Below are 12,182 nucleotides of genomic sequence, written 5' to 3'. Positions count from 1 at the left end.
GGGGCCACCTGAGACTTTTCAAGGCCCTTTTTAGGCCTTTACTGCGTTATGACTCACTCGCTTTCTGACTGACCACGACCATGGCCGGGCGGACCAGGCGTCCATTCAGCAAGTAACCCTTCTGCATGACCTCCATGACCGTATTTGGCTCCTGCTCAGGGTTCGGCACCATCGCCATGGCTTCGTGGACCTGTGGGTCAAACGGCTCGCCCTGGGGATCGATGCTTTCAACGCCAAACTTGCTCAGCACATCCAGCTGCATCTTCAGGGTCATCGAGACCCCTTCGCGATGAACCTCGGAGGCGTCTTCCTGCATCGACTCAAGCGCTTTTTCCAGGCTGTCGATGACCGGCAGAAGCTCTTTAACAAACTTCTCCAAGGCGAATTTGCGCGCCTTTTCAGCCTCATGCTCCGCCCGGCGGCGCACGTTTTGCGCTTCGGCGGCTTCTCTTAGCGACTGATCCTGGGCTTCTGCCAGACGCTGCTCCAGATCCTGCACCTTGGCGGCCAGCGCATCGACTTCAGCCTCATCCTCGACACGATCGACGACGGTTTCATCGTCATTGACAAGGCCTTCCAGTTCGCCTTCAACCAGGCGATCTTCAGCTTCTTGCTCCGGCGTCTCTGCTTCCTGCTCGTGGCGAGCCAGTTCGTCGTCCATCGGGGTTTGCGGTTCTTTTGCCATGCCTAGCTCCTGCAACGTTCGAGAGGCGTGCGATACGCCCAAATAATAAATAGCAACGTAAATTGGCTCTGCACCGTATATGGGGACCATAAAAGCCATCTCAAGTGGGCATTGAAGCGTGTTTTCGACTACTGTATAAAACAACAATATTCAGACGCATTGACTACGCTCGTTCCGCTGCGCCTCAGGAGGCCCTCATGTTGACTCAGCTTGCCATTCGAGATTACGCGATCGTTGAGCACCTGGAACTCGACCTGACCCATGGCATGACCGCCATTACCGGCGAGACCGGGGCCGGCAAATCGATTCTGCTCGGCGCACTGGGCCTTTGCCTGGGCGAACGCGCCGACGCAGGCAGCGTGCGCCATGGCAGCGAACGCACTGACCTCTCAGCGCGTTTTGATATTCAGCATTTGCCCGCGGCAAGCGAGTGGCTTAGCAGCCGCGAACTGCCCAGTGACGAATGCCTGTTAAGGCGGGTGGTAACGGCAAGCGGGCGCTCCAAAGCATGGATCAACGGACAACCGGCCACGATCAGCGACCTCAAAGCGCTTGGGGAACACCTGGTGCAGATTCACGGCCAGCACGCCCACCAGGCGCTGATGCGCGAAGAAACCCATCTCGCACTACTCGACGATTATGCGGGCCTTCGCGACACCGCCCAGCAGCTGGCTGAGACGTACCGTGACTGGCGCAGCGCCAACCGTCGCCTCAAGCAGCGCAAGGAAGCCGGCAGCGAGGTAGAAGCCAAGCGACAGCTGCTGCGCTATCAGGTGGAGGAGCTCGATCAGTTGGGCCTTGCTGAAGGCGAACTGCAAACCCTTGAAGAAGAACAACACTCCCTGGCCCACGCCGATGAAACACTCCGCGAAACGCAGTTTGCTGCTGACTGCTGCGCCAGCGACGAGGGCGGGGCACTATCGTTGCTCAACCAGGCTTATACACATTTAAGCGCCTTGCCGGGCAGCGATAAGGGCACGTTATTTAACACTCTGGCGATGCTCAGCGACGCGCGCATTCAGGTCGAAGAGGCCGCCAGCGAGCTCAACCGCCTCGCCAGCACCACCGAACTCGACCCCGAGCGCCTGGCGTGGGTGGAAGAGCGTTTAGCGGACGTGCACCGTATTGCCCGCAAGCACCATGTGGCACCCGAAGAGGTTTGTGCACTGCATGCGGAGTTGAGCCGGGAAGTGGCCGAACTGGATAACAGCGAGAACGACATCGAGGCCTTGGGTGCCCAGGTAGCGGAACTTCGCGAGCGCTATCGACGTGACGCCAAGCACCTGAGCGAGGGACGCCAGAAAGCCGCCGTCCGTTTGGGGAAGGAGGTCCAGCAGCAGCTAAGTTTCCTGGCCATGGGCAAGGCACGCTTTGAAGTGGAGGTCACGCCCAGGGATACACCGGCGGCGGAAGGCGTCGATCAGGTTCACTTTTTAATCAGCGCCAACCCCGGACAGCCCGCCAGACCGCTCACCAAAGTTGCCTCTGGCGGTGAGCTTTCGCGCATCAGCCTGGCTATCCAGGTCGTCGCCGCGTCTCACTCAACCATACCAAGCCTGGTGTTTGATGAAGTCGACGTCGGGGTTTCCGGTGCCACTGCAGAGATTGTCGGCCAGCTGCTCCGCAAGCTGGGCGAAAACGGCCAGGTAATGACGGTCACCCACCTGCCTCAGGTGGCCGCCCAGGCTCACCAGCACCTGCACATTGAGAAACACGCCCGGCGCGATACCACCCTGACGCACATGGCCCTGCTGGATGAACAGGGCAGAGTCAGCGAGCTGGCCCGCATGCTGGGCGGCATCAAACTCTCGGACCAAACCCTGGCCCATGCCCGTGAAATGCTCAATGCCAGCCAGCGCCAGCCCCACTGACGATGGCGGGTCGAAGGGCTGCTGGGCAACCGTGTATTTCAAGCGCGCAATAAAACGCCCCTAGGCCGCCTGGTATTTAAGCCAGGCAGCCTAGAGGCATTAGGGCGTGCATCAAAGCCTGAGCTAGGGTTAGCCCCTATTTCTTATTAGTCGGCCCGCTGTCCTGGCGTGTTACGTCCGATCCTCGGGGGCGCACGTATAACACCAACGCATGGTCAACTAATTCATAGCCGTGCTCTTCAGCGATTTCTTGCTGGCGTCGCTCAATGATCTCGTCAACGAACTCAACGATTTCACCGCTTTCCAGACACACCATGTGGTCATGGTGATCTTCTTGCGTCATCTCGAATACCGCGTGGCCGCCATCGAAATTATGACGAATAACGAGGCCCGCCGACTCGAACTGAGTCAGCACACGGTAGACAGTTGCCAGCCCCACATCTTCGCCCGCATCTATCAGTGTTTTATACACTTCTTCTGCGCTAAGGTGGTGCTGACCCGATGCAGTTTCGAGAATCTGCAGGATTTTGACGCGCGGCAGGGTCACTTTCAGCCCGGCTTTACGTAATTCATGGTTCTTATCGGCCATGGTTGCTCTTCGCAGTAACAGGTTAGGTCGGGTATGATCGACCGAAACCACGATAGTGAAGAATAGGCTCAAATGCAAAAATTGACTCGAATCATTACGCTTTCCGTCTCCATTGCCGTGATCAGCGGCTGTAGCTACGTTGGCGTGTATAAACGCGACATCCCGCAAGGCAACCTGGTCACCGAGGAAATGGTCGACCAACTGCAACCGGGGATGACCCAGGAACAGGTGACCTATGTGATGGGCCGCCCACTGCTTGAAGCGCCCTTTGATGCTCGCGAGTGGGATTACGTGTTCCGGCTCGACAAAGCTTACGCAGGGGTTGAACAGCGGCGTGTCACGCTGACATTTGATGACCAGGGGCGGCTTGCCAATATCGATCAGGAAGGCGATTTATCTGAGGACCTACCTCTGGAGGCCGACACCACTAGCGGGCCGGCACCGGACATCACCGATCCCACTGAAGCGATCCCTAACGAGCCGAGGCAAAACACAACGCCCAATACCACCAATTGATGACGCGAGTCGTCGTCTTAATCGGCGCTCCCGCTCGCCTGGCGTTTTGCACGTTCACGGCGAGCGGCCTTGGGGTCAATCAGCAATGGCCGGTAAACCTCAACCCGATCGCCAGGGGCGACTTCATACCGCGATGGATCGCGTAGCGCCTGACCGAAGATGCCCAACGGCGCGTTTGCAAACGTTTCAGGGGCCAGCTCGGGGAACAGGTGGGGCAAATCTGCCAGGGCGACAGCTTCACGCGCCGTCGTCCCCGGCGGCACGCTCAGTGCAACCAGGCGCTGCTTGTGCGGAAGACCAAACGCCACCTCGATGGCAACGGCGTCATCGGCCATGGATCTCGTCGGCGCGGCGGGTAAAAGCCTCCACTAACTGCCCGGCAATCTGCTGGAACAACCTGCCGAATGCCATGCCCAACAGTCGGTTGGCAAATTCGAATTCCATGTCCAGGCTCACCTTGCACGCACCATCACCCATCGGAATGAATTGCCAGCGCCCTTTCAAACGTTTGAAAGGACCGCTAACCAAGGACATTTCAATACGTTCGGGAGCAAATAGGTCGTTGCGGGTAGTGATCGATTGCTCAACGCCGGCGCGCCCCAGGGTCATTTCGCCGATCAAATGATCGGCGTCGTGCTCGAGCAGACGCGCACGCCGACAACCCGGCAAGAACTCTGGATAGCGTTCGAAGTCGTTGACCAGATCGAACATTTGTTTCGGGGTGTGCCGCACCAAGGCGGAACGATTGACGGTTGGCATTGACCTCTCCGCTGACTTCACAGTGCCCAAGGCGTATCATGGGACCATAGTTAAGACCTTGAATGGTATCATGCCTCCCCACATAACGAAGGGGGTGTCACAGACAGATCGAATATGAGGTTTCATGGCCACGAAAAAAGGTAAGAGCAAAGGCCCTACCAGCAACGTTATTGCCCAGAACAAGAAGGCACGCTTTGAGTATCATATCAATGAAACCTTCGAAGCGGGTTTATCGCTGGCAGGATGGGAAGTCAAAAGCCTTCGCGCAGGCAAAGGACAGTTAACAGACACGTATATTTTAATTCGCAATGGCGAAGCGTGGCTGCTGGGTAGCCATATCATGCCGCTGAACACCGCGAGCACCCATGAAATCGCCGACCCTACGCGGACGCGAAAATTGCTCCTGCATCGCAAAGAAATCGCCAAGATATTCTCTGTGACTCAGGATAAGGGCCACACCTGCGTCCCCCTGAAGCTTTACTGGAAGCGCAACAAGGTGAAGTGCGAACTCGCCCTGGTCACCGGCAAGAAAATCCACGACAAGCGGGCCACCGAGAAGGACCGCGACTGGAATCGTCAAAAAGGTAGAATCATGCGGGAACATAACAAGGCATAGCTGGTCAATTTCGGGTGAGCACGTTAGAATGCTCAGGTAACTAAGGGGGCGACATGGTTTCGACGCCGGTGACAAACCCTGCGGTGCATGCCGAGAGTGTGATGTATCTCGTAAATACCACATCACGAAAAATAGTCGCAAACGACGAAAACTATGCTCAGGGCGCGCTAGCAGCGTAAGCTGGTAGCTTCTTGTCCGGCCCCAAGGCGATGTGCCTGTCCATCGCTGAGGGGATACGAGCTAAAGCTGATAGGACCGCGGTTGGCGGTGTCTTCTCGTCAATCGTTAAACTTTAGAAGACTCGCAAGGCTGAATCCTGATCGTCGGAGTCAGCCGAGTTAAAGCAAAAGACGAAATCTAAGCATGTAGAGCCAATGGGCGAGTGCTGGCGGACGCGGGTTCAATTCCCGCCGCCTCCACCAGACACCCCTTCAAATCAAGCACCTACGGGTGCTTTTTTTGTGTCTGTACGCCTTGCATCACATCAACCCGTGTCATTAGCGTGGGCAGCTCAAGTCGCCTTCTTCGCAATGCGCATGCTCCCGTAGCCTCTCCGTGCGCCGCTTTGTCAGCGTGGCAAGGCATCCGTTACGGACCATGGGTTGTGCGCTGCCACCTTCTACGCCGCTGCTCTCGAGCGCGCATTCGGCATCGCGAAAGCTGATCCAGGCCCGCTGGGCTTTTCGCAGTTGTTCGAGCGTTGCTGGACTTGCCTCCAGTTTGCGGACAAGCGACTGATACGCGTCGTTAAGCTCATCATCGGCTGATTGATACGCCTGCGCAGAACATTCCGTTAGTGCTAACTGGGTGCTCGCGTTGTCGCACCCCGTATCTGCGGTTACCACACTACTCGAGGCCAAAAGCCCGACCCCCAGCAAGCGTGAAAATGAAGCCATTGCGATTGATAAAGGCCAATAGGGCGTCATGGGTCGACTCTTCACTGTTTTGTTTCACCCCATACAAGCAAAGCGCCGGCATTTCTGCCAGCGCTTTTTCACAATGCCGAACCTACCAGAAAGCAGGAGGTCCGTCTCGACCATCAATATCAGTGCGCCAGCATTTCATCGACGATCTCATCACCATCCAGCGCCGAAGGATAGTACGTCGGCCAGTTAGTGACCTCTTCCAGCAGCGCTTCGCGACCGTCGCCCCAGTAGAGGTGGAAATGGGACGCATCGGTGGGATAGATGCTGTGATCGCTAAACTGGATATATTGCGGCAGGTCATCAGATGCCTCTTCAAGCTCGAAGATAAAGCGGACACCCCGGTTGCCGGCCTCGTAGGTCAATATCTCATAGCCATCATATTGATATTCTCCCGTACGCTGCTCTCCGTCCTCATGGAAAGTGACGTTTTGCCCGTCGATCACGATACGGTTCACGTCCGTTTGATACCCCGTCTCATAATACGCCTTGTACTCTTCAGCCGTTTTATCGCCTTCCGAGGCTTTATAGGCAAATACCTCGTCCAACGTACCGTCTTCCAGGTATGGGTAGACGGACTGCCAGTCACCCTCCCAGTCTGAAAGAGGGCGAGCCTTTACTTGCTCGTCGTCAAAGTAGCCTGCATAGATATCGCTGTCATGGCTGTGGTCGTGGTCGTGGTCGTGGTCGTGGTCGTGGTCGTGGTCGTGGTCGTGGTCGTGGTCGTGGTCGTGGTCGTGAGCATGGTCATGATCGTGCGAATGGTCATGGTCATTGGCCTGCACACTTTGAACACCCGTAATCAGCAAAGCACTTAGCGCAACGGCACTCGCTTTTTGACGATATGTCATCAACATGTCGATATATTTCCTCTGCAAAATCACAAGACTGGAATGTCGAAACAAAAGATAAGTTATAACATAACAAACGTCAATGATCCGTACGACCTTGTCGCCCTCAAAAATGCTAGGCGGAAACCGATACTCTCCGCTATGTTATGCCAACGCCTGATGCTTGCGGGCCAACACCGAAGGGAAAACGCAACATGCTACATGCTTTAAGCTTATTGGTGGGTATAGGCTTTTTGACCCTGGGCGGAGAAGCCTTGATACGCGGTGCCGTGGCAGGCGCGCGACGAGTAGGCGTCTCTCCCCTTTTGACCGGGTTGGTGGTCGTGGGGTTTGGCACCTCAGCTCCCGAGTTGGTGGTATCGATACACGCGGCCATCAACCAACAGCCCGATATTGCCGTGGGCAATATCGTCGGCAGCAATATCGGTAATATCTTATTGATTCTGGGTTTATGTGCTGTCATTTGCCCGATGACCGTTCAACCCAAGGCGCTTAGCCGAGACGGGGTCGTAATGGTCGCGGCGAGCGTGTTGTTTATTGGCTTGGCGTGGGGGGGTGCCCTGGGACGCTTTGATGCCGCCCTTTTCCTGGCTGGATTGATCAGCTATCTCGTTTGGGCATACCTCAGCGAACAACAGCAGACAATTCCTGCTGCCCAGATGCACGCCTCAGAAGCGGATGAGCTGAACGCACTGCCCAGAACGTCTTTAGGGATTATCATTGCACTGATGCTGGGTCTTGGCTTACTGATCGGCGGTTCCCAGTTATTACTCTATGGTGCGATTGGGCTGGCCAACGCCATGGGCATTTCAGAAGCGGTGATTGGCTTGACCATTGTGGCCGTAGGCACATCGCTACCGGAAATGGCCGTGTCGGTTATCGCCGCTTTACGGCGTCATGCCGATGTTGCCGTAGGCAACATTCTGGGCAGCAATATCTTTAATATTCTCGGTATTTTAGGTATTTCGGCGTTTTTACAACCTCTGCCCATCGCAGCACGCGTGACCATGTTCGATCAGTGGGTGATGCTGGGCGCTGCGGGCTTATTGGTGTTTTTTCTGTATACCGGTATGCGGCTATCGCGTCTTGAGGGTGCTTTATTATTAGCAGGCTACATTATATATTTGGCTTTAAGCTTTACAATAATCAATGCTGTCTAATAAGCAAGATTCACCAAATGACCATTACCTAAAAGGTTAATTTGCTAAAAAATGATCTTTAACGGTTAAGCACCGTAATATTCATTCGCTTTTATTACATATTGCAATGCAGTACAGGCTGATAGACTAACGCGGCTTACAAATCCTCCTATAATCCTAATGAAAGGAAACGCGTCGTCATGCCTTTTTTTCGCCCCTCCTGCCAGCCACGATTCGATCGTCGCTGGCTTTTTTTGTTGGCAGCCCTGCTGCTGGTTTTTAGCCCCGCCGTTCTAGCCGTTACGGGTGAGCTGGACCTGACCCAATCGGTGGTCGGCTTTTTTGCATTGGGTATTTTTGTCCTGGCCTATGCATTGGTCATGGCAGAAGAAAAGATACACATGCGCAAGTCCAAACCCGTGCTGGTCGCCGCCGGTATTATCTGGAGCCTCATCGGCTGGGTGTATGTCCAAAACGGCATGTCGGAGGCATCTGAGCACGCCTTCCGCGTGACGCTCTTGGAGTTCACCGAGCTGATGCTGTTCTTGCTGGTGGCCATGACGTATATCAACGCCCTGGAAGAACGCCGGGTATTTGATGCGCTACGTTCCTGGATGCTGCGCAAAGGGTTCAATTACCGTTCGCTCTTCTGGTTAACGGGTGGACTTGCCTTCATTCTATCGCCGATTGCCGACAACCTGACCACGGCCCTGCTGATGTGTGCGGTGGTTACCAAAGTCGCCGAGGGTGATAAGCGCTTTATCAACGTTGCGTGTATCAATATCGTGGTGGCCGCCAACGCGGGGGGTGCCTTCAGTCCTTTCGGTGATATTACGACGCTAATGGTCTGGCAAGCGGGTATTGTGCCGTTCCAGGACTTCTTTATTCTGTTCGTTCCGGCGCTGGTCAATTTCCTGATTCCTGCCGTGATCATGAGTTTTTTCATTCCCAACAAGAAGCCGGAAAGCGTACAAGAAGACGTCTGGATGAAGCGCGGTGCCCGGCGCATTGTGGCGCTTTTCTTACTGACGATCACCACCGCCGTACTTTGCCATACGCTACTGCACCTGCCCCCGGTGCTGGGCATGATGACGGGTCTCGGCTATCTGCAGTTCTTTGGCTATTACCTGCGCCGCAGCCTGCCGCGCTCATTGGAGCGCAAGCGCGAGCGCTACAGCCGTCGTGGCGACAACAAGAAGCTGGAGCAGCTAGGTAGCGTCGTGCCGTTCGATGTCTTCAACCGGGTGGCGCGCGCCGAGTGGGATACGCTGCTGTTTTTCTACGGCGTGGTGATGTGTGTTGGCGGGCTGGGCTTTATGGGCTACCTCGGCTTGCTCTCGGAAGCGCTATATCTCGGCTGGAACCCCACAGCGGCCAATATTGTGCTCGGCATCGTCTCCGCCGTGGTCGATAATATTCCCGTGATGTTTGCCGTCCTGACCATGGAACCCGATATGTCACATGGGCACTGGTTGCTCATCACCCTCACCGCCGGGGTCGGCGGCAGCTTGTTATCGATTGGTTCCGCGGCAGGTGTGGCGGTCATGGGCCAGGCACGTGGCGCCTATACCTTCCTGGGCCACTTGAAGTGGTCGCCGGTCATTCTGCTGGGTTACGCTGCCAGTATCCTGGTTCATATGTGGCTGAATGCGGAGAGCTTTGCCTTGTTTGGCTAGCCCTACCAGGCGTTTTTGATTCATGCCCTGCCGCTCTTAGCGGCGGGGCTTTTTTTCATCAAACAGGTCATCAATGGGCTTGGGATGATCCAGCAAATAGCCTTGATAGCGATAGCAGCCATGGCCTTTTAACCAATCCAACTGTGCCTGGGTTTCCACGCCTTCGGCCACTACCACCAACCCCAAGCTGACAGCCAGAAGAATGATCGTATCGACAATCGCGGCGTCGGCCTTATCCGTCAGCAACTCACGGATAAACGATTGATCGATCTTTAGCTCATCGAGAGGCAGCCGCTTTAGATAGCTAAGGGACGAATACCCAGTACCAAAATCATCCAAGGCAAAGCGAACGCCCTGTTCTCGCAACTTGAGCATGGTGTGACGCACACGGGTCGGCTCGCGCATCAGTAGACTTTCGGTGACTTCCAACACCAATCGATTAGCAGGTGCTTGCGTCTGCTTGAGGCGATTTTCCACGAGATTGATAAAGTCGGGCTGCTGGAACTGAACCGAACTGACGTTGACCGAAATCGTCAGCGGTGCGTAGGCGGTTTGCCGCGACCACCGGGCAAGTTGCTGGCAAGCCTGGGTCAACACCCAGTCGCCAATCGGAATAATCAGGCCGCTTTCTTCAGCTAGCGGAATGAATTCGGCGGGCGAAACCCAGCCACGTGTCGGGTGATACCAGCGGAGTAACGCTTCGACGCCGGTCGTGACGCCCTTGTGGTTCACCTGAATCTGGTAATGCAGCTGTAGCTCATGGCGAGCCAGGGCATGGTGGAGGTCGGCTTCCAGATTCGCCCGCTCCAGCACGCTGGCCTGCATATCGGGGTTGAAAAAGCGCAGCGTATTGCCGCCCGACGCCTTGGCCTGCTGAAGCGCCATGTCCGCCTGCTGAAGGACGGCATCAAGCGAACTCGATTCGCCGCTAAAAAGTGCCAACCCTACGCTTGCGCTAATGGGCAATGAGCGGCTATTGCGTAATTCGTGAACTTTCATCATCAGCTGTCGCGCGATGCGCTCGGCCTTTGCGGCAGCCTCCTCCTGCTGGGGGTCCAACTGGTTGACCAGCACCACGAATTCATCACTACTGAAGCGCGCCAAAATGGCATCTTTTTCCAACGCCTGGCGGAGTTGTTCAGCCACATTGATCAACAGCTGGTCGCCGCTGGCGTGCCCTTGCAGATCGTTGACCAACCGGAAATTATCGAGGTCAACGACCATCAGCACACCGAACTGCTTGCTCTGCCCGTCTTCCTCTATGGTAGTGGCCAGGGACTCCATCAGCAGACGTCGGTTAGGCAGGCCCGTCAAGGCATCGTAATACGCCAGATAATGCGTATGGGACTGCATCTCCAGATACTCGGTCAATTCGGTCGAGATCCCACACAAGGAAGGTGGCTTACCCGGCGTTAACGTCAGCGGCATCTTGATCGACAAGAAGGTTCTTACCCGGTCGTCGTGCCTGAGGACATTGCTTTCTTCCAAGGTGACTTTTTCACCCGACGCCAATACGCGGCGGTCTACCTGGACAATTTCGGCAGCCGTCGCAGGGTCAAAAAAAACGTCGTCGCGCTGCCCTATCACTGCCTCTGCGGGACGACCAAAAAGCTCGCAAATGCGATGATTGACATACTGGTATGTCAGGTCAGGCGATTTGATGTAGATATACGCATCCACGGTATCCAGAATCGTGCTCAGCATGGCCTCATTGGTTGCCAGCCGTACCCGCTGCCTGGCCACACGCCGTTTCAATAAAAGGTTCACCAGCAGCGCCACGACCAGTGAACCAATCAATGCTGCCACTCCCCAGCGCAGCCACTTGGAGGTCTCGGGTGGACTGGGTGCTCCCGCCTGCCAGGCTTGAAGCGTGGCAAAATAAAACGAATCTGTATCCGCTTTCCAGCGCATCAGATAGTTATCAAGGCGCTCAATTACCGTTTGGGGAAGCGATGGTGACGCTGCAAAATAAAGCTGGACGGGCTGAAACATCAATGGGGTATCAACAAGTCCTGCCTCAGCCGCGCGCCACTCGCCAAACTGACGATTCGCTGCAGCGGCGTCAGCCTCACCGCTGGCAACTTTTGCAAAGCCTTCTTCAAAATTCGGAACGTTGATCCAGTCAACCGGTATATCAAAGCGTTGGGTAAGCGCTAATAGATGGTCTTGTTGAATTGACCCATCGACCACCGTCACGCGCTGTTCGGCTAAATCCACCACCGCCTCTATCGATAGCCCTTCCCGCTGGTAAATTTGTGACCAGCTGTGCAGTGCGGGTTCGCTATGAAAACTGAATCGTTCGGCCCTTGCCTCGCTCCATGCCACATCGGGTAACAGATCGATATCACCGCGTTCAAGAAGCGACAGGCAACGTTGCCATTCACAAGCAATCGGCTCGACCTGCCAGGCTTCACGCTCGGCAATGGCCGATAGCAGATCGCCAAAAATACCATCCAGGTCCTGCTGGTCATTCAGAAACAGTTTAGGCGGGTTGTGATAAACACCGACACGCAGAGACTCATCTGCCATTAGCGCAGAGGTTATCAGCAAGCTGCTA

General features: G+C 55.6%; 12 protein-coding genes and 1 other RNA gene. 6 read left to right on the top strand and 7 right to left on the bottom strand.

Features of this window, described 5'->3' with window-relative positions:
- Positions 1-46 precede the first annotated feature (46 nt).
- Complete coding sequence (gene grpE, locus R3F64_RS09660) at positions 47-685, bottom strand: nucleotide exchange factor GrpE (RefSeq protein WP_085920328.1); 639 nt, start codon at positions 683-685, stop codon at positions 47-49.
- Between the two features lie 197 nt (positions 686-882).
- Between grpE and recN the strand changes: the two genes are divergently transcribed.
- A complete protein-coding gene (gene recN / locus R3F64_RS09655) occupies positions 883-2,556 on the top strand; it encodes a DNA repair protein RecN (protein WP_332611140.1) in 1,674 nt (557 codons plus the stop codon).
- Positions 2,557-2,692: 136 nt separating this feature from the next.
- On the opposite strand, the gene fur is transcribed toward recN, so the two are convergent.
- Positions 2,693-3,145 carry a ferric iron uptake transcriptional regulator gene (gene fur / locus R3F64_RS09650; protein WP_066316169.1) on the bottom strand — a complete coding sequence of 151 codons (453 nt, stop codon included), beginning with the start codon at positions 3,143-3,145 and terminating at the stop codon, positions 2,693-2,695.
- Positions 3,146-3,217: 72 nt separating this feature from the next.
- Between fur and R3F64_RS09645 the strand changes: the two genes are divergently transcribed.
- Positions 3,218-3,661 carry an outer membrane protein assembly factor BamE gene (locus tag R3F64_RS09645; RefSeq protein ID WP_085920330.1) on the top strand — a complete coding sequence of 148 codons (444 nt, stop codon included), beginning with the start codon at positions 3,218-3,220 and terminating at the stop codon, positions 3,659-3,661.
- A gap of 17 nt (positions 3,662-3,678) precedes the next feature.
- Here R3F64_RS09645 and R3F64_RS09640 read toward each other — a convergent pair whose 3' ends face one another.
- Positions 3,679-3,996 (bottom strand): RnfH family protein, encoded by a 318-nt coding sequence (locus tag R3F64_RS09640; RefSeq protein WP_199284502.1) that lies wholly within the window; start codon positions 3,994-3,996, stop codon positions 3,679-3,681.
- On the bottom strand, positions 3,986-4,420 hold the full coding sequence (locus tag R3F64_RS09635) for a type II toxin-antitoxin system RatA family toxin (protein WP_085920332.1): 435 nt from the start codon (positions 4,418-4,420) through the stop codon (positions 3,986-3,988). The genes R3F64_RS09640 and R3F64_RS09635 overlap by 11 nt, the downstream gene beginning before the upstream one ends.
- A gap of 124 nt (positions 4,421-4,544) precedes the next feature.
- On the opposite strand from R3F64_RS09635, the gene smpB reads away from it, so the two are divergent.
- Together smpB and ssrA are read left to right on the top strand one after the other, a co-directional pair.
- The gene (gene smpB / locus R3F64_RS09630; protein ID WP_085920333.1) at positions 4,545-5,036 is read left to right on the top strand and encodes an SsrA-binding protein SmpB; all 492 of its coding nucleotides are present in this window, start codon (positions 4,545-4,547) and stop codon (positions 5,034-5,036) included.
- A 44-nt stretch (positions 5,037-5,080) separates the two neighbouring features.
- Positions 5,081-5,458, top strand: a transfer-messenger RNA (tmRNA) gene (ssrA, locus tag R3F64_RS09625).
- Between the two features lie 75 nt (positions 5,459-5,533).
- Here ssrA and R3F64_RS09620 read toward each other — a convergent pair.
- Together R3F64_RS09620 and R3F64_RS09615 are read right to left on the bottom strand one after the other, a co-directional pair.
- Positions 5,534-5,962: a lysozyme inhibitor LprI family protein gene (locus tag R3F64_RS09620; RefSeq protein WP_264825356.1), complete on the bottom strand. Its 429-nt coding sequence runs from the start codon at positions 5,960-5,962 to the stop codon at positions 5,534-5,536.
- Positions 5,963-6,081: 119 nt separating this feature from the next.
- The gene (locus tag R3F64_RS09615) at positions 6,082-6,816 is read right to left on the bottom strand and encodes a metal-binding protein ZinT (RefSeq protein WP_332611130.1); all 735 of its coding nucleotides are present in this window, start codon (positions 6,814-6,816) and stop codon (positions 6,082-6,084) included.
- A gap of 188 nt (positions 6,817-7,004) precedes the next feature.
- Here R3F64_RS09615 and R3F64_RS09610 point away from each other — a divergent pair, with 188 nt between their 5' ends.
- Positions 7,005-7,970, top strand: a complete 966-nt coding sequence (locus R3F64_RS09610) for a calcium/sodium antiporter (RefSeq protein WP_332611128.1) — start codon at positions 7,005-7,007, stop codon at positions 7,968-7,970.
- 179 nt (positions 7,971-8,149) lie between these two features.
- Complete coding sequence (nhaD, locus tag R3F64_RS09605) at positions 8,150-9,625, top strand: sodium:proton antiporter NhaD (RefSeq protein WP_085917687.1); 1,476 nt, start codon at positions 8,150-8,152, stop codon at positions 9,623-9,625.
- 36 nt (positions 9,626-9,661) lie between these two features.
- On the opposite strand, the gene R3F64_RS09600 is transcribed toward nhaD, so the two are convergent.
- Positions 9,662-12,154, bottom strand: coding sequence for an EAL domain-containing protein (locus R3F64_RS09600; RefSeq protein WP_442908824.1), 2,493 nt, complete (start codon positions 12,152-12,154; stop codon positions 9,662-9,664).
- Positions 12,155-12,182 lie beyond the last annotated feature (28 nt).

Origin of the sequence: Halomonas sp. 5021 (genome assembly GCF_036663435.1) — a bacterium.
GTDB lineage: Bacteria > Pseudomonadota > Gammaproteobacteria > Pseudomonadales > Halomonadaceae > Vreelandella > Vreelandella janggokensis.
Note: the sequence above shows the minus strand (reverse complement) of the source record. Positions and strands in the feature narration are given on the sequence as shown.